Raw genomic sequence first — 18302 nt, forward strand, 5'->3', positions numbered from 1 at the left:
GCCAGGGTGACGTCACTATGACGTCACGTCAAGGGGTGGGACGGAGTTGCTTCGCGGCATGCGACCATGCTGGGCGTGACCGAGGACTCCACGCACCCGTTCCCCTCCCCCGCTCCTGACAGCGCTCCCGCTCCCGACGGCGCCGCTGCTCCTGCGACCCCCCCCACGACCCCCGAGTCGTCCGAGCGCTCCGCCTTCTCCCGCGCCTCCGACGCGCTGCAGCGCCACCGCGCGCCCTCGGAGGTCTGGGGCGACGAGCGGGAGGCGGTGAGCCTGGCGCTGCGCTGGGCGGCCGAGCACACGACGGTCGCCACCGACCCCAAGACCACCGCCCGCAGCGCCGCCGAGCTGCAGGCGGCGGTGGGCGAGACCATCACCGAGGACGGCATCGGCGCGGCACGCGCGATGGAGCTGTTCGACAGCGTGCTGCTGCCCGCGACCCGCGCGGCGGAGGACCCGATGAACCTCGCCTACATCCCCGCCGCCCCCACCCGGGCCGCGGTCGCCTTCGACACCGTGGTCTCGGCCGCGAACGTGTTCGGCGGGGTGTGGGAGAACGGGGCCGGGGCGATCTTCGCCGAGAACCAGGTGCTGCGCTGGATCGCGGATCTGCTGGAGTGGCCGGCGGAGTCGGCCGGGGTGTTCGTCTCCGGCGGCACCATGGGCAACCTCTCGGCACTGGCCACCGCCCGCGACCACGCCCTCCGCGCGCGGGGACGGCGTCCCGAGGGCGGGTGGGCGCTGGCCTGCGCCTCGACCGCGCACTCCTCGGTCGCCTCGGCCGCGCGGCTGCTGGACATGGACGTGGTGACCGTGCCGATCGACGACCGCGGCCACCTCACCGGCGAGGCGCTCGAGGGCGTGCTCGCCGCGGATCCGCGGATCTGCGCGGTGGTCGCCTCGGGCGGGACCACGAACGCGGGCATCGTCGACGACCTCGCCTCGGTGATCCCGGTGGCGCACCGCCACGGCGCCTGGGTGCACGTGGACGGCGCCTACGGCGGGGCGGCGCTCGCGGCCCCGAGCGCGAAGGGGCGCTTCGCGGGCATCCAGGAGGCGGACTCGTTCATCGTCGACCCGCACAAGTGGCTGTTCGCGCCGTACGACTGCTGCGCGCTGCTCTACCGGGACCCGCGCCCGGCCGCGGCCGCCCATTCCCAGCACGCCGCGTATCTGGACTCGATCGACCGCGGGGAGTCCAACCCCTCGGACCTCGCCGCGCACCTCTCGCGCCGCACCCGGGGTCTGCCGCTGTGGTACTCGCTGGCCACGCACGGCACCGCCGCGTACTCCGCAGCGGTGGAGCGGTGCCTCGCCTCCGCCCGCACGGTCGCCACCGCGATCGAGGCGTCCGAGCACCTGGAGCTGCTGCTGGAGCCGGAGCTGTCCGTGGTCGTGTTCCGCCGCCCGGGCTGGACACCGGTCGCCTATCGCCGCTGGTCGCAGCGCCTGGCGAAGGAGGGGACGCTGCTGTGCCTGCCCACGGCCTTCGCCGGGGAGATCGCGTTGCGCCTCGCCTTCGTGAACCCGCAGACAGATCCCGCGGCCGTGATCGACGTGCTCGAGCGGACGATGCACGCGGCCGACGGCAGCTGAGCGGCGGCGTCCAGGCTCAGGACCCTGCGGGCTGAGCGCGGTCCCGCGGATCGGGCTCAGGCGCCGGCGAGCAGGTCCGCGACGCGGGCGGCGTCCCCGTCCAGGCCGAGGTCCGCATAGGCGTCGCGGGCACGGCGGGCGGCCCTGCGCGCGGCCTCGGACTCGTCGCGGGCGGCGAGGAGATGGGCGTGGCGGTCGTCGAGGTAGGCGGCCCAGTAGCGGGCGCGCACATCGTGCCCGGGCGGCATCTGCCCGATCGCCTCGAGCACCTCGCGGCGGCGCCGCTCGTACAGCTCCTCGTCGGCCCCGTCCGTGTCCTGGGCGAGGGCCTCCCCGGCGGCGATGAACACGCCGACGCGGGCGTCGACGAGGTGGTCCCACAGGAACTCCGCCGGGAGCAGTGCGGTCGCGTCCGGGCGGGTGCGACGCTCGATCTCGCGGGCGGCGACGTGGACGGCGCCGCTGCGGCCGAGGTCCAGGGCGCGGCGCAGCGCGAGCGCATTGGCCTCGAGCTCGGTGCGCAGCATCAGCGCCTGCTCGGGGCGCGGGGTGTCGAGGTCGTCGACGAGCCAGCGGGCCTGGAAGGCCAGGCGCTGCAGCTCACCGAGGGAGCCTGAAAGGTCGCCGCGGCGCTCGTGGATGCTGGCGGAGAGCCGTGCCGCCTCGAGCAACGCCCGGTGGTCGCGGTGCTCGTGGGCGAGGGCGCGGGCCTGCTCGAGCGGCACCCAGGCGGCGTCGTAGCGCTCGGCCTGGACGCGCTGGGCGGCCACGGCCAGCAGCGGCGCGATCCGCTGCTCATCACTGTCAAGGGTGCGCTGCAGGGAGAGCAGGCGCCCGGCGGTGAAGCTCGCGCGGCCGGTGTCCCCGGCGGCCATGAGCGCCTGCAGCAGGGAGGTGATCAGCCCGGTCCGCAGCGGCGGGTCCTCGATCTCGTGCAGGGAGTCCAGCGCCTCGACGGCGTGGTGCACGGCGGTGACGGGGTGCTCGATGCCGAGGGTGCGGGCGAGGACGGCGTGCGCGGCGATGACCAGGCGCGAGGGGTCCCGGGGCTGCTCGCCCGCGTCGGCCGCGGCGTCCTCGTGGAGGTCCAGCACGTCCAGGACGGCGGTGGTGGCGCCGGCGCGGTCGCCGATCGCCTCGAGGGACTGGGCCAGACGCAGCAGCAGCTCCGGCTCGGGGTCCACGAGCAGGCGGTCGCGCACCGCGGGGAGGGCGGCGAGCGCGGCGCGGAGGCGGGCGGCGGCGCGGCGGGGGTCGATCCCGGCGCCCTCGCCCGCGTCGCCGGGCAGGGCGGTGCGCTCGAGCGAGCGGACCACGGAGAGCATCTCGGCGGAGGGTGTGATCGCCTCGCCCCGCCGGCGGCCGCGCCGGGAGCCCGCGCTGGCGCCGACGCCATCGGCGGAGGCAGCGCGGGAGGCAGCGGCGGAGGCGTCGACCAGGGCGGAGCCGGGAGCACCAACCCCCGCCCCGCCGCCGGTGGCGAGCGCGGCGCGGGTGCGGCCCGTCGGCCCAGAGGACAGCGGGCCGCGCTCGAGCAGCACCTGCACGACGGCTGCGGCCTGCTCGGAATACCCGGCGCGGTGCAGCAGGGAGACCAGGTCCGCGGCGATCTCCTGGATCCCGTCGGCCCGCCCGGTGTGGAGCGCCCCGCGCAGGGCGGCGCGGGTCAGGGCGTAGCGGTCCTCCGTCGGCGCGGGGACGTCACGGAACTCCTCGGCGAGGCGGCGCGCCTCGCGCAGGCGGCCGGAGTGTATGAGATCACTCACCCTCAGCGCGGCCTCGCGGACCGAGCGCGGGTGGCGCAGGGGAAGCTCCGCCGGGCCCAGCGCGACCCTCAGGGCATCGAGATCCGGCAGGTCGGCCCGAGCGCGGTCGTCTCCCGCGACCGGGAGCGAGGCGGCGCCGGAGGTCATCACAGGGCGAAACCTACCAAGTCTCGCCGGGCGCCCCCAGGGGCTGTCGACCAGCCCGCGGACAGGCTCCCTTCCCTACACTGGACTCGGTCCATCCGGGGCCGTGCGGGCTCGTACCACGAGCCCTGCGGGCACCAGGCCGCGAACCGCGAAAGAGGTGGAAGGTGACCGTCGACCTGACCGTGGGCTCGTCGACCCCCGCTCACGACGCTCAGGACGGTCCGGCACCGACTCCAGACCCGCACACGTCGATGCCGCGGGAGGGGCCGTTCGCCGGGCACCTCCATCTGGACGGGTCGATCACCCGGGTGCTGCTGACCGACTTCGACGTCGCCGAGTACGTGCGCCGCGGCACCGGTCGCCTCGACGTGGACACCGCGAAGGTCGAGGCCGAGGGCGGGCTCGAGGAGCCGGTGCGCCTCGCGCTCGGCGCGCTGCAGCGCCTGGAGTCCTCGGCGCTGGCCGAGTCGCGGGCCATGCTCGCCACCGTCACCGCCAACGAGGCCCGCATCACCGCGTTCCTGGCGACCTGGCTCGTGGACCGGTACTGGCAGGCCCGCGCGCTGCGCGACCTGCTCACCGGCGACCACCCGGTGGAGCGGCCCACGCTGCGCCACCGTCCCCATCCCCTGCACGCCCTTCGCCGCATCCACGTGGACCGGATCCAGCCGCTGATCAGCCCGCTGTGGAACGAGTTCGCGGGCGAGGCCTTGGCCGCCGGGCACATGGCCCGCATGGCGATCCAGGAGGCATCCCTGCAGGCCGCGCTCCACGCCGTGGCCCGCCGTCTGAGCGGTGAGGCGCTGCGCGTGGTCGAGACCGTCATCGAGCGGCACGACGCGGCGGTGGAATTCTTCACCGCTGAGGCCAGCGGCCGCATCATCCGCTCCCCCCGCGAGGCCGCCGTGGCGCGCCTGGTGCTCTCGCTGGACTCGCCGCTGGACGGCGGCGGCATCATCGACCCGGACCTGAAGCCCGCGCTGCAGGTCATCGGGGCCGAGTCGCGCGACCGGGCGGCCCTGCGCCGCGCCCGCTACGAGATCACCCGGCTGCTGCCGGCGCCCGACCTCCCGGACCCCTACCTCAGCTCGCTTCCTCGCACCGGAGAGTGACATGGCCTTCGACATCGACCAGTTCGCCGAGACGTCCGTCCCCGTCAAGTACGAGGACCTGGACTTCGACACCTTCGACTCCCAGCCGCTGGACGACCAGACCCTGCGCTCGCTGCGCTACATGTGCGATGTCGAGTACCACACCTCCTGCTTCCTGCGCGATCTGCTGGTGACCCCCTCGCACCGCGAGGAGGAGACCGGCGGCTTCATGACCATGTGGAACCGCGAGGAGTTCTGGCACGGCGAGGCGCTGGCGATGGTGCTGGCCAAGCACGGGATCGTCGTGGACTACGACGAGATCAAGGCCAAGCGCGTGAAGCTGGGCTGGAAGGCGGCGCTCGGCCCGATGAAGCAGTCGGCCCTGTCCAACCTCGCCGGCACCGACTTCGTCGCCGTGCACATGACCTGGGGTGCGGCCAACGAGCTCTCGGCCGTCGCGGCGTACCGCCGCCTCTCGGCGATGACCGATCATCCGGCGCTGTCCCCGCTCCTCAAGCGCATCGCGCAGCAGGAGACCCGCCACGTCGCGTTCTACACCACCAACGCCCGCACGCACCTGGAGAACTCCGAGGCGGCCCAGAAGCTGACCCGGCTGATCATGTCCAAGGTGTGGAAGCCCGTGGGCAGCGGGATGATGGACGAGTCCGAGGTCAAGCACGTCATGAACCACCTCTTCGCCTACAAGGGCGGCGAGCTGGACAAGCTCGACAAGCGGGTGCAGAAGATGCCGGGCCTGGACCGTCTGACGATCTTCAAGAACGCCTTCGCGCGCCTCGGCGTCCCCGCCTGATCAGCGCCTGATCCTCACCGCTCGCGGCCGACGGGGCCTGCCGGCCGCCGGGCGGTCATGACGCCGGCTCAGTCGTCGTCATCATCATCGTCGTCATCATCATCGTCGTCGTCGTCATCGTCATCGTCGTCGTCATCGTCATCGTCGTCGTCGCACTCGAGCTCGCCGTCGTCCCACTCGCACACGCCGGACGGCCGCGCAGGGGTGCTCTTCGCGCCGCCGGAGGAGGAGCCGGAGCTCGAGGAGCGCGTGCCGGACGAGCCGGAGCCCGATGAGGAGCTGGAGCCGGACGAGCCGGAGCCGGACGAGGAGCCGGCCCCGCTGCTGCCGGACGCGCTCGAGCGCGGCTGCTGCGCCGGGGCGGGGGCCGGGGCGGGCGGCGGGGCGGGGGCCGGGGCGGGCGGCGGCGTGGGCGAGGGCCGGGCCTCCATCGCACCGACGCCGGTGTCGGAGTGGATGCCGCGGATGGGCTGCTCGGTCGCGTCGGGCCGCGGGAGGGCGACGGCCTCGCCGGACCCGGTCGCCGCAGCGCTCCCGTCGGCCGCTCCCCCGGCACCCGCCGTGTCGTCCGCGCCCGCCGAGCCGTCCGCACCCGGCGAGGCACCCGCGGTGGCCGAGCCTCCGGCGGTGGCCGCACCGTCGGCCCCGCCCCCGTCGGACGCTCGCGAGCCACCGGGACCGGAGCTCCCGAGGGATTCCGCGCCGCCCGCACCGGCGCCGTCGGACGGGACGGGGTCGCCGACGGTGATGCCGGGCCGCGCCTCGGGCTGGTCCTGGCCCTGGAGGATGGGCAGCAGCGCGAGCGCGACCGCCGCGATCGCGACGGCCACGATGATCCCGGTGGTCCGCAGGGTCTTCATGCCGGACATGCTGTCCAGGGGCGATGAGACCTGCGTGAACGCGACATGAGAGGCCTCTCATGAAGCACCCGCGCGGCGCGCCGACGGGGGTGGTGCGGGCGCGGGGCCCGCCCCGGTCAGGCGGCCGGGTCGACCATCTTGTACCCGGCGCCGCGCACGGTGACCAGGCGCGGCGCGCCGATCTTCCCGCGCAGGTAGCCGACGTACACGTCCACCACGTTCGAGGCGCCGTCATAGTCGTAGCCCCACACCTTGGACAGCAGCAGGTCCCGGGTGAGGACCTGGCCGGGGTTCTCCAGGAACACCCGCGCCATCGTGAACTCGCGCGAGGACAGCTCGACCTCGCGCGGCTCCCCGTCGACGGTGCAGCTGGCGATGCGGGTGCGCAGGTCCACGGACAGGTCGCCGAGGGTGAGCACGTCGGCCCCGGCCGAGCCCGCCCCCGCGGTCGCCTCGCGGGCGCGCAGCTTCACCCGGGCCAGCAGCTCCTCGAAGCGGAAGGGCTTGGCGATGTAGTCGTTCGCGCCGCTCTCCAGGCCCTGGACGGTGTCCTCGACGCCGGTGCGGGCTGTGACCATGAGGATCGGGATCTGCACGTCCATGTCGCGCAGGGCCTTGAGGACCTGGAAGCCGTCCATGCGGGGCAGGCCCACGTCCAGGATCAGCAGGTCGAAGTCGCCGCTGGAGCCGAGGTCCAGGGCGGAGATCCCGTCGGCGACGACGGTGGTGGCGTAGCCGTTGGCCTTCAGGCCGCGCTCCATGAACCGCGCGATGCGCGCCTCGTCCTCGGCGATGAGGATCCTCATCCCTGCTCCTTCCGGGCTGGTCGGTCGGTCCGGGTCGGTCGGTCGGTCTCGTCGTCGGTGAGGGGCGCCTCCCGCCCTCCAGTATGGGGGGCGGCGCTCTCACCTACGGCGGGCGCATGCGGGCGGTGCTGCGGGAACACGACCGTGAAGGTCGAGCCGTGGCCGGGCTCGGAGAAGAGGCGCACCACGCCGCCGTGCCCCTCGGCGATCGCGCGCACGATCGGCAGGCCGAGGCCCGAGCCGGAGCCGCGGGAGGCGTCGATGCGGGCGAAGCGCTCGAAGATGCGGCGCTGGTCCTCCAGGGCGATGCCGATGCCCTCGTCGCGCACGCTGACGTGGATCTCGGGGCCGTCCGGGCCCAGCACCCGGTCCACGGCGAACCAGACCCGGGTACCCTCGTCGCTGTAGCGGGCGGCGTTGGCGGCCAGCTGCACCACGGCCTGGGTGAGGCGCTGCTCGTCGGCGTCGGCGACGACGTCGACGCTGTGCTCGAGGATCCAGGTGCGCTCGGCGATGTGCTCGATGCGGGCGAAGGCGGAGCGGGTGAAGGCGTCCAGGTCGATGGGGCGGGGCTTGACGTAGTCGGGGCGGCTGGAGGCGGCGAGCTCGGAGAGGTCCCCGACGACGCGGCCCATCCGATCCAGCTCATCCATCGCGATGCCATGGGACTCGGCGACGTCAGCGGGGTCGTCCACGTCGGTGGTCTCCAGGGTGCCGCGCACGATGGTCAGCGGGGTGCGCAGCTCGTGGCCGACATCGCTCATGAAGCGGCGCTGCTCGGCGAAGCCCTCCTGGATGCGGCCCAGCATGCGGTTGAAGTTCGTGGCCAGCGCCGAGATCTCGTCGCCGCCGGCGGGCACGGGCACCCGGTACTCGAGGTCCGCGACGGTGATCTGCTCGGTCGCGGCGCGCAGGTCCTCGAGCGGTCGCAGCAGGCGCCCGGTGACGATGTAGCCGACGCCCCCGGCGAGCAGCAGGGCGAGGACCGCGAGCATGGTGAACACGGCGACGGAGCGCCACAGTTCGGTGCGCTGGGCGCCGATGTCGTTGGCGACCACGAAGAGCCCCTGCGCGGGGTCACCCGCGACGGTCACGGACGCGATGAGGACGCGCAGATCGCGGCCGTGCACCTCCATCGGCACGATCACGGTGGAGTTCGGGGCGTGCGCCGCCAGGAGCTGCTGCCGGACCCGTTCGGACTCCTCGCGGACGGTCGCCGCCTCGGAGACGGTCATGTCCTCGGTGGCCTGCGGCAGGAGGGCGAAGTCCTGCTGGCGCGGCTGGTAGCGGGGCTCCTCGTCGATCATCGCGATCACGGACTCGTGGTCCGACGGGGCGGCGGAGTCGGTGGCGCGCAGCAGCACGCTGTCCACGGTGGTGTGGGTGGGGTTGCCGTCGTCGCCCGTGGACTGCGCGATCAGCTCCAGCTCGCTGTACTCCTGCCAGAGCTCCGCATCGACCCGCTGGTCCAGGGCCCGGAACTGTGCGGCGAAGGTGAGTGCGCCGGTGATCGCGAGGCCGATCGCGATCAGGGCGAGCAGGGTGGTCAGCACGCGGGTGCGGACGGTCCAGTTACGGGTGAGGCGGCCGAGGCCCCGGGGCGCGGCGGCGGCGGGTGCCGCGCCGGGGGCGGGGGTCTCGGTGGTGCGGGACGCGGCAATGCTCCGTGGCGCGACGGTGCCGCGGGTGCGGTCGCGGGAGCTCGCCCGTGCCATCGCGGTCCCTTCGCTCGCCGTGCTGTGCTCGTGGGCCCCTGCGCGCGGCGGGCCCTGCCGGAATCGTAGGGGATCGGACAGTTCGGGACCGATGCGGGTTGCACTGCGGGCCCGGTCACGAGGACCGGGCCCGCAGTGGGAGCGGAGCAGCCGCGCCCGTCAGTCGCGCCCGAGGCGCTTCTTCACGAGGCCGACGATGCCGCCGCGCTCCTTGAGGGAGCGACGGGGCGAAGATCCGGCAGTGCCTGCCGCCCCGGCCGTGCCAGCCGTTCCGGCCGACGCGGCGCCGCTGCGCAGGTCGGGGCGACGCTGGGCGAGGTCGCGCTGCTGCGCGGTCGCGGTCGCCGCGGGACGCGGCGCGGAGGCGGAGGGCTCGTCGGCCGCAGCCGCGTCGGCCGCATGCCCGTCGGCCGACGACACACCCGCCGAACCGGCGCGCGCCGACCCGCCGCCTGCCGACCCGCCGCCCGCGCGGCGGTCGCGCAGCCCGGCCATGCGCTCCTCCTCGCGCAGGCGCCTGCGCTCCCCCGGGCCCTCGGTCATCCGGTACAGCACCGGGACGATGACCAGGGTGAGCAGGGTCGAGGAGATCAGGCCGCCGATCACCACGACCGCGAGCGGCTGGGCGATGAAGCCGCCGTTGCCGGTGATGCCGAGCGCCATCGGGATCAGCGCGAAGATCGTCGCGGCGGCGGTCATGAGGATCGGGCGCAGACGCTTGGCGGCGCCGAGGTGCAGCGCCGCCTCCAGGCCCATGCCCGCGCGGCGGTACTGGTTCACCAGGTCGATGAGCACGATCGCGTTGGTGACCACGATGCCGACCAGCATCAGCAGGCCGATCATCGAGGGCAGGCCCAGCGGCACACCGGTGATGATCAGCAGGCCGAGGGAGCCGATCGCCGCGAAGGGGATCGAGACCAGCAGGATCAGCGGCTGGATCAGGGACTTGAAGATCCACACCAGCAGCACGTACACCAGCAGGATCGCGGCGAGCATGGCGATGCCGAGCTGGCCGAAGGTCTCGTCGATGTCCGCGGCGGTGCCGCCGATCGTCGCCTCGACGCCCTCGGGCAGGTCCGCGGCGTCGATCGCGTCGTTCGCGGCCTCGGTCGCGACCGACACGTCCTCCCCGGACGGGACGACGGACACGGTCACCGTCTCCAGACCGTCCTGGGTGGCGATCTCCGGGCGGGAGAGGGACTCCTCGACGGTGGCGACGTCCTGCAACGGGATCGTGCTCATGAGGGTGATGTCCTGCAGCTGGTTGAAGGTGTCGATGGACTCGCCGCCCTCGACGTAGATGTCCAGCTCCTTGTCGTCCAGGGTGATGGTCCCGATCGCGCCGGGGTACATCTGCTGGGCGACCATGCCGATCACGGCCTCCTCCGTGAGGCCGCGCTGCGCGGCGGCCTCGCGGTCCACGGTCACCACGGCCGTCGGCTGGTCGGCCTGCAGGTCGCTGGTGACCTCGGAGACGCCGTTCGGGACCGGGTCGAGCTCGGCGAGGATCGCGTCGTTCGCGGCCTGGCGGTCCTCCGCGGTGGGGCCGGTGATGAGGATGTCCACCGAGTTGGAGCCGGTCGGGGAGGCGATGTCCGCGGCCTCGACGTCACCGGGCTCGGGCAGGGCCTCGAGCGCGGCGACCATCTCGTCCAGCAGCACCTCCTGGTCGGCGTCGGGATCGGTGGTGATCGAGAAGCTGACCTCGTTCTCGCCGCCACCGAAGCCGAACCCGCCGCCGCCGATGGTGGTCTGCACGGTCTGGACGCCGTCGATCTCCAGCAGCGCGTCCTCGGACTCGGTGGCCTTCTCGGAGGACTGCTGAAGGCTCGTGCCGGGCGCCAGGGTCTGGGTGATCGAGGCGATGTTCTGCCCGCTGTCGCCGAGGAAGGAGATGTTCACCAGCGGCAGCAGGAACACGGTGCCGACCAGGATCGCGACGGCGGCCACGAGGGTGATGAGGCGGCGCGGCAGGGTGTCGAGCACCAGGTGCAGCAGCGGGGCGTAGATCCGATGGAGCCAGGTGCGCTCCTCCTTCGCCTCGGCCTCCTCGCGGACCTTCGCGACCTGCGCGGCGTCCTCGGGGTCGACGTCCTCGTGCCCCTTCGGCGGCCTGAGGAACCAGTACGCGAGCACCGGCACGATCGTCAGCGCCACCAGCAGGGAGGACAGCATCGCGATGCCGACGGTGAGGGCGAAGGGCCGGAACAGCTCCCCGGCCATGCCCGCGACCACGGCGATCGGCAGGAACACCACGACGGTGGCGAGGGTGGAGGCGGTGATGGCGCCGGCGACCTCGCCGACGCCGTCGAGGATCGCCCGGCGCTTGGTCTTGCCGTAGGCGAGGTGGCGGGTGATGTTCTCGATGACCACGATCGAGTCGTCGACCACGCGGCCGATGGAGATCGTCAGCGCCGCCAGGGTCAGCATGTTCAGCGTGTACCCGGTGACGTACATGCCGATGAATGCGATGAGCAGCGAGGTCGGGATCGAGATCGCGGTGACCACAGTGGGGCGCACGCGGCGCAGGAACAGCAGGATCACGCCGATCGCGAAGAGCAGGCCCAGCAGACCCTCCTCGGCGAGCGCCAGGATCGACTCCTCGATGAAGGGGGCCTGGTCGAAGACGACGTCCGCCTCGGCGGAGCCGCCGACGCCCGGGAGGGTGTCGTCGAGGACGGACTCGACGCCGTCGGAGATGTCCACGACGTTGCCGTCCACGGTCGCAGTCACCATGAGCACGAGCGACTCGCGCCCGTTGGTGCGGGAGATGGAGGTGGCGTCCTGCTCGGTGCGCTCGACGGTCGCGACCTCGGAGAGCGCGACGGGCTGAGGCGGCGCCTGAGGCTGTGCGTCGGTGCCGGTGTCGGTCTCGGGGATCAGCATGATCGCCTCGAGGCTCTCGACGCTGTCCACGCTCTGCCCGAGCACCACGTCCAGGGTGCGGCCGTCATCGGTGACCGAGCCGCCCGGCAGGGACAGGCCGGAGGCGTCCAGCGCCGTGGTGATGTCGTTGTCGGTCAGGCCGTGCTCGGCCATCGCGGCCTCGTCCGGGGTGATGCGGACGATCTCCTCCGGGGCGCCGATCACGGCGACGGAGGACACGCCGTCCACGCGCTCGAGCTCCGGGGTCACGGAGGCCTCGAGGCGAGAGGCGAGATCGGCTGGCGAGAGGTCGGAGGAGACGGAGAGGACCACGGCGGGCAGGTCGCTCGTGCCGCCGGCGATGACCTGCGGGTCCGCGTCCGACGGCAGCTGGTCCTCGATGCGGCTGAGCGCGGCGTCGACCTGGTTGGAGGAGCGGGCGGTGTCGGTGCCGTAGGTGAGCTCGACGGTGACGATCGACAGGCCGGCCTGCGAGGTGGAGGAGGTGCCCTCCACGTTCTCCAGCCCCGAGAGCGACTGCTCGATCGGGGCCGTGATGCGGTCGCGCACCTGCTCCGAGGAGGAGCCGGGCGCGGTGGTCATCACCTGGATCTGCGGCAGGGACACCGACGGGATCAGCTCCTGGCGCATCGTGGTCATCACGAACACGCCGATGATCGACACGGCGATGCAGACCAGGGCGATGAAGGACCTGTTGTTCAGGCTCAGAGTGGCCAGACGGTTCATCGTGCTCCTCGGGGTGCGGCCGACGGGGGTGGTGCCGGCCGGGCGGGGTGGATCGGAGGGTGGGGCGCGGCCCCGTCCCGGACGCCGAATGCTCCCCGGGAACTGTCTCACGGGCGCCTGAAAGGACGGACCCGACGATGGTCGCGTTCGCGGGCCACAATGGTGGGGTGCAGGACGCAGCCCCCTCCCCCGACGACGAGCGGGCCAGGCGCACCGTCGACCGGGACATCCTGCGCCTCGCGATCCCGAGTCTCGGCGCACTGGTCGCCGAGCCGATGTTCGTGCTCGTCGACTCCGCGTTCATCGCCCGGGTCTCCACCACCTCGCTCGCGGGGCTCGGCCTCGCCTCCACCGTGCTCACCACCGTGGTGGGCCTCGCGGTGTTCCTCGCCTACTCGACGACCGCCGCGGTGGCGCGCTCCTTCGGCGCGGGTCGCACCCGTGAGGCGATCTCCCGCGGCATCGACGCGTGCTCGCTCGCCCTGCTGGTCGGTGCCGCCGCCGCGCTCGCCCTGGTCGTCGCCGGCCAGCCGCTGCTGGCCCTGTTCGGCCCCTCCCCCGAGGTGCTCGCCGAGGCGACGGTCTACCTGCGCCTGAGCGCCCTCGGCCTGCCCGCCATGCTCGCCGTGCAGGCGGCGACGGGGCTGGTGCGCGGGATGCAGAACGCGACATTGCCGCTCGCGGTCGCCGTGGGCGGGGCGCTGCTGAACATCCCCCTGAACTGGATGCTGATCTTCGGCCTGGAGCTCGGGATCGCGGGCTCCGCGATCGGCACGATCATCGCCCAGTGGGGTATGGCGCTGGTGCTGCTGGCCGTGATCGTGCGTCGCGCCCGCCGCGAGCGGATCGCCCTGCGCCCACAGCTGGGCAACCTCGTGGCGGTGGGGCGGGACGCGGTGCCGATGTTCGTGCGCACCCTCAGCCTGCGCGTCGTGCTGATCTCCGCGACCGTGGTCGCGACCCGCCTCGGCGACGTGCAGCTGGCCGCCCACCAGCTCACCAACACCGTCTTCAACGTGCTGGCGCTCGCGCTGGACTCCCTGGCGATCGCGGGGCAGGCCCTGACCGGCCGGTTCCTCGGCGCCTCCGATCCGGACACCGTCCGCGCGGTGACCAGGCGGCTGATGGTGTGGGGCGTGGGCGGCGGCGCGGTGATCTCGGTGCTGCTGCTCGGGGCGAGCTACACGGTCCCGGAGGTGTTCACCCCGGACGTCGCCGTGCAGGAGAGCCTGCGCGCCGCGCTGTGGATCCTGGTGATCACCCAGCCCGTCGCCGGGTACGTGTTCGTGCTGGACGGGGTGCTGATGGGCGCGGGGGACGCCCCCTACCTCGCCAAGGCGGGCACGCTCATCGCGATCGCCATCCTGCCGGGCGCGGTAGCGGTGTGGCTGTGGTCGCCAGAGGGTCCGCTGGGCCTGGCGATGCTGTGGCTGGCCTGCAACTTCCTGTTCATGGTGCTGCGGGCGATCAGCCTGGGCCTGCGGGTGCGGACCGACGACTGGATGCGGCTCGGGGGGTGAGGGGGCTGGGCGCTGGGGTGGGGCTGGACGCTGGGGTGGAACCTAGCCCCTGGAAACATGTCGTGAGCGTCGGAGCTCCGCGTACACGGCGGAGCTCCGACGCTCACGACACTTCTTCAGGGGGGCGCTCCCCGGCAGTCAGCCCGCCTGCACCTCGGCCCGGGCGGCGACGAAGGCCTGCACCGCAGCCTCGACGTCCTCCTCGGTGTGGGCGGCGGAGAGCTGCACGCGGATGCGCGCCTTCCCCTTCGGCACCACCGGGTAGGAGAACGCGGTGACGTAGACGCCGTGGTCGAGCATCGCATCGGCCATGCGGCCGGCGAGCGCGGCGTCGCCGAGCATCACCGGCACGATCGCGTGCTCGCCGGGGAGCAGCTCGAAGCCCTCCTCGCTCATGCGGGAGCGGAACAGCTCGGCGTTGCGGAACAGCGTGGCGCGCAGCTCGGCGCTGCCCTCGACCAGCTCGAGCGCCTGCACGGTCGCGGCGGTGATCGAAGGGGCCAGCGAGTTGGAGAAAAGGTAGGGGCGGCCCTTCTGGCGCAGCATCGCGACGATCTCGCGACGACCGGAGACGTAGCCGCCGCTGGCCCCGCCGAGGGCCTTGCCGAAGGTGCCGGTGTAGATGTCCACCCGTTCCGAGACGCCGAAGTGCTCGGGGGTGCCCGCGCCGGTCTCGCCCATGAACCCGACCGCGTGGGAGTCGTCCACCATCACGAGCGCCCCGAACTCGTCGGCGAGGTCGCAGATGCCGGGCAGCGGTGCGAGGAAGCCGTCCATGGAGAACACGCCGTCGGTGACGATGATCGTGCGGCGTGCACCCTGACCGTCGTTCTGCTGGGCGGCGACCTCGAGCTGGGTGCGAAGGTCGTCGAGGTCGGCGTTGCGGTAGCGGTAGCGGGCGGCCTTGGACAGGCGGATCCCGTCGATGAGGGAGGCGTGGTTCAGCTCGTCGGAGATGATCGCGTCCTCCTTGCCGAACAGCGGCTCGAACACTGCGCCGTTGGCGTCGAAGCAGGAGGAGAACAGGATCGTGTCCTCGGTGCCGAGGAAGGCGGAGAGCTTCTTCTCCAGGTCGAGGTGGAGGTCCTGGGTGCCGCAGATGAAGCGGACCGAGGCCATGCCGAAGCCGCGCTCGTCCAGGGCGGTCTTCGCGGCGTTGACGAGGCGGGCGTCGTCGGCGAGGCCGAGGTAGTTGTTGGCGCAGAAGTTCAGCACCTCGGCGCCGTCCCGGCCGACGGGACCGGCGGTGATCCGGTTGCTCTGCGCGGTGGTGATGACGCGCGCGTGCTTGAAGGTGCCGGCCTGCTCGATCTCGTCGAGCTCGGCGGTCAGCTGGTCCTTGAGGTCCGTGTACATCCGGTTCCGTTCTGGCGGGGTCAGTGGGGTGGGGCCGAGGGTCAGGCGTCGAGGGCGGTCCAGTCCAGCAGGACCTTCCCGGCGGTGCCGGCCCTGGCGAGGGCGAAGCCCTGCTCCCACTCGGTGGCGGGCAGCACGTCGGTGATGGTGCGCTCGATGGCGCTGCGCAGGGTCTGGGAGGTCGACAGCATCGCGGACATGGCGTTCCAGGTCTCGAACATCTCGCGGCCGTAGATGCCCTGCAGGGTGAGCATGCGGGTGACGACCGCGGTCCAGTCGATCTCGAACTGGCGGAAGGGCAGGCCCAGCAGGGCGATCTTCCCGCCGTGGTTCATGTTCTCGATCATCTCCTGCAGCGCCCGGGCCTGGCCGGTGATCTCCAGTCCCACGTCGAAGCCCTCGCGCATGCCGAGCTGTCGCTGCGCATCCGCGACCCGGGTGGAGGAGACGTCCAGGACGACGTCCGCGCCGCAGTCCTTCGCCATCTCGAGGCGGTGCGGGGAGATGTCGGTGATGGTGATGTAGCGGGCCCCGGCGTGGCGGGCGACCGCCGCGGCCATCTGCCCGATCGGGCCGGCGCCGGTGATCAGCACGTCCTCGCCGACCAGCGGGAACTTCAGCGCCGTGTGGACCGCGTTGCCCAGCGGGTCGAAGGCCGCGCCGAGCTCGGGGCTGATGAGGTCGGTGCGGCCGCCGTGCTCGTGGACCCACACGTTCTCGTGGGGGACGGTGACGTACTCGGCGAAGGCGCCATCGCGCTGCACGCCGACGGAGCGGACGCGGTTGCACATCTGGCGTCAGCCGGCGCGGCAGTTGCGGCACGTCCCGCACACCACGTGGCCTTCGCCGGAGATCCGGTCGCCGACGCGGACGTCGGAGACCTCGCCGCCCACCTCCACGACCTCGCCGTAGAACTCGTGCCCGGGGGTGAAGGGGACGGTGTCGCACATCGACTGGGCCGAGGAGTCCCAGGCCAGGATGTGCAGATCGGTCCCGCAGATGCCGGTGCGCAGCACCTTCACCTTCACGTCCCAGGGCCCGCATCCGGGCTCCTCGACCTCGGTCAGCTCCAGACCCTCACCGGGTGCGACCTTGCGCAGAGCGCGCATGACTTCTCCTTGCTCTCAGGGCACCCCGCGATCGGGAACACCACTTCTGTACACGGACATCCAGCGCCGAACACATCTCTGCGTGTCGAGCGATCACGCGCTCTCTTCTCCATGCGGGGTCTCGTCAGCTTCGGGCTCCCCGGGGGCACCTCCATCGATGCCGGGGCACAGTGCATCGCGCGCCGCGGCATCGATCTCTCTCAGGAATCGCGAATTGGTCTTCGCCAGAGGCTGGAGCTGTGTTCCCCAATGGATGCCTTCGAGAGGAACACCCACGGCGTACAGTCCGGCCTGCTCCACTCCGTCCCGACTCACCACACGATAGGGAGGGGGGCCGACTTCCATAGCGCCCGTGACCACACCGGAGTGATCACTCCCGTTGCGCGCGACGTACGCGCGCGCTCGGCCGTGCTCACGCAGGGAACGAAGCACCGGGTTCGACGCGCGGGAAAAGTTGGCGGACGGCAGGTTAGCTTCGAGGAGGTACTTCGCGCGATAGACGTGGCCGGGAACGCTCGGAGAACTCGCCACGAAGCGGCTGTCCTCCACCGCGACTGCCCCGATGCGACTGCTGACCCGAGCAGGCATCAGACGGACTCTTCGCAGGCGAGGGCGCTTGTGGCAAGGCGGTAGGGATGGGCGGGCCGGTGGGGCGCGGCGGGCGCGCTCCGGCCCAGCCGACCACGAGGCCGGCGAGGATCACCACGACCGGGAACTCGTAGAGGTGGTCGATCATCGAGTGGACGGCGAGGGCGGACCAGGCGGCGATGCCGAGGAGGGCAGGACCAGGGTCACCGCGGGCGGCAAGGAGAACGCCGGCAGCGAGCACGACGAGCAGCAGCAGCGCCCCGAGAAGGCCGAACTCCGAGCCGACCTGGAGGATCGAGGAGTGCACGGCCCGCAGGTGCTCCTCGGAGCGGGCGGTCGCCGAGTAGTCGTAGAACGCCCCCGGACCGGCACCGGTCAGCGGGTGCGCGGACCAGAGCAGCAGGGCATCGCTCCACAGGGAATGGCGGGCATAGCTCAGGCTCTCCGTTTCGCGTAGCTCGCGCGGCCAGGTCTCCGCCCGGGCGAGGAGCAGGACCGCCGCGATCGCCGCCGCGATCGCCCCGAGTCCCGCGACGGCGACCGCACGCACGCTCCCAGTCCTCCTGCCTGCGCCGACCGCGGGGAGCACCGCGGCCGCGGCGACCGGGAGCAGGAGGATCGCCGCGGCCTGGGACCGCACGGCGAGCAGCACCCCGAGCACGACGGTCACGGCGCAGAGCGCCAGGGTGAGCAGCGCGACGCGCTCCGGCCGGGGCACCGCGCCCCCGTCGGCCGATGAAGGAGGACGCGATCGCGCCCGCACGCCGCGGAGCATGAGGCCGCTGAGCGCCACGAGCTGCACCCCGGCCGCGGCCTGCGCGTTGGCGTACAGCGGGACCAGCAGCAGCACGAGCGCCGCCGAGGCCGCGGCGGCCGGGATCAGCACGCCGGCACCTCCCCCCGCCCGGCGTGCGCCGAGTCGACCGATCCCGAGACCCAGCAGCAGGGCGAGTGGGAAGGCGAGGTACCGGGCGGAGGCGCCGAGCTCCGCGCCACGGGCCGACGCCCCGACGAGGACCAGGACCCACCAGGCTCCGGCCAGCACGCCGAACCCGACGACGATGCCGAGAACGCGCGCGCTGTGCGCTCCGCGAGCAGCTGCGGCACGGGTCCCCATCACGGACCTCCGGTCCTCGCCCTGACGTTTGACGATCGAGTGGGAGAAGCAGTACGCAGGGAGCGGGAGTGCAGCGCTCGATCCCGCGCGAGGAATCATGCTAAAACGGACAAACCCTCCCGAACCACCCCATTCTGGTCTAGATTGGGCCTCGACCCGGACGTGAGGGGTGCGCAGCGGTGCCGGCAGAGCACGCCGGGCTGCCCAG

The 18302-nt window shown here is 72.7% G+C and carries 11 protein-coding genes and 1 pseudogene; 4 read left to right on the forward strand and 8 right to left on the reverse strand.

The window, feature by feature from the left end; translation table 11 throughout:
• Positions 1 to 66: 66 nt before the first annotated feature.
• A complete protein-coding gene (locus HNR70_RS12725) occupies positions 67 to 1596 on the forward strand; it encodes a pyridoxal phosphate-dependent decarboxylase family protein (RefSeq protein WP_184325982.1) in 1530 nt (509 codons plus the stop codon).
• Positions 1597 to 1652: 56 nt separating this feature from the next.
• On the opposite strand, the gene HNR70_RS12730 is transcribed toward HNR70_RS12725, so the two are convergent.
• A complete protein-coding gene (locus tag HNR70_RS12730; RefSeq protein WP_184325983.1) occupies positions 1653 to 3509 on the reverse strand; it encodes a hypothetical protein in 1857 nt (618 codons plus the stop codon).
• A 164-nt stretch (positions 3510 to 3673) separates the two neighbouring features.
• Here HNR70_RS12730 and HNR70_RS12735 point away from each other — a divergent pair, with 164 nt between their 5' ends.
• Both HNR70_RS12735 and HNR70_RS12740 read left to right on the forward strand, forming a co-directional pair.
• Positions 3674 to 4621: a hypothetical protein gene (locus tag HNR70_RS12735; protein WP_312857665.1), complete on the forward strand. Its 948-nt coding sequence runs from the start codon at positions 3674 to 3676 to the stop codon at positions 4619 to 4621.
• A 1-nt stretch (position 4622) separates the two neighbouring features.
• Entirely contained in the window at positions 4623 to 5411 is a 789-nt protein-coding gene (locus tag HNR70_RS12740; protein ID WP_184325984.1) for a ferritin-like domain-containing protein, read from the forward strand.
• A gap of 68 nt (positions 5412 to 5479) precedes the next feature.
• Here HNR70_RS12740 and HNR70_RS12745 read toward each other — a convergent pair whose 3' ends face one another.
• From HNR70_RS12745 to HNR70_RS12760, 4 genes are all read right to left on the reverse strand, one after another.
• Complete coding sequence (locus HNR70_RS12745; RefSeq protein WP_184325985.1) at positions 5480 to 6271, reverse strand: hypothetical protein; 792 nt, start codon at positions 6269 to 6271, stop codon at positions 5480 to 5482.
• Between the two features lie 116 nt (positions 6272 to 6387).
• Positions 6388 to 7077: a response regulator transcription factor gene (locus HNR70_RS12750; RefSeq protein WP_184325986.1), complete on the reverse strand. Its 690-nt coding sequence runs from the start codon at positions 7075 to 7077 to the stop codon at positions 6388 to 6390.
• Complete coding sequence (locus HNR70_RS12755; protein WP_184325987.1) at positions 7074 to 8792, reverse strand: sensor histidine kinase; 1719 nt, start codon at positions 8790 to 8792, stop codon at positions 7074 to 7076. The genes HNR70_RS12750 and HNR70_RS12755 overlap by 4 nt, the downstream gene beginning before the upstream one ends.
• Positions 8793 to 8951: 159 nt before the next feature.
• Positions 8952 to 12404: an efflux RND transporter permease subunit gene (locus HNR70_RS12760; protein ID WP_184325988.1), complete on the reverse strand. Its 3453-nt coding sequence runs from the start codon at positions 12402 to 12404 to the stop codon at positions 8952 to 8954.
• 137 nt (positions 12405 to 12541) lie between these two features.
• Between HNR70_RS12760 and HNR70_RS12765 the strand changes: the two genes are divergently transcribed.
• The gene (locus tag HNR70_RS12765) at positions 12542 to 13924 is read left to right on the forward strand and encodes an MATE family efflux transporter (RefSeq protein WP_184325989.1); all 1383 of its coding nucleotides are present in this window, start codon (positions 12542 to 12544) and stop codon (positions 13922 to 13924) included.
• A 138-nt stretch (positions 13925 to 14062) separates the two neighbouring features.
• Here HNR70_RS12765 and HNR70_RS12770 read toward each other — a convergent pair whose 3' ends face one another.
• The 3 genes and pseudogenes from HNR70_RS12770 to HNR70_RS12780 all read right to left on the reverse strand — a co-directional run bounded on the left by HNR70_RS12770 (position 14063) and on the right by HNR70_RS12780 (position 18094).
• A complete protein-coding gene (locus HNR70_RS12770; RefSeq protein ID WP_184325990.1) occupies positions 14063 to 15280 on the reverse strand; it encodes a glycine C-acetyltransferase in 1218 nt (405 codons plus the stop codon).
• 41 nt (positions 15281 to 15321) lie between these two features.
• Positions 15322 to 16389, reverse strand: a pseudogene (gene tdh, locus HNR70_RS12775) (L-threonine 3-dehydrogenase).
• Positions 16390 to 16858: 469 nt separating this feature from the next.
• A complete protein-coding gene (locus HNR70_RS12780; protein WP_246375741.1) occupies positions 16859 to 18094 on the reverse strand; it encodes an O-antigen ligase family protein in 1236 nt (411 codons plus the stop codon).
• Positions 18095 to 18302 lie beyond the last annotated feature (208 nt).

The organism is Brachybacterium aquaticum (assembly GCF_014204755.1).
Lineage (GTDB): Bacteria > Actinomycetota > Actinomycetes > Actinomycetales > Dermabacteraceae > Brachybacterium > Brachybacterium aquaticum.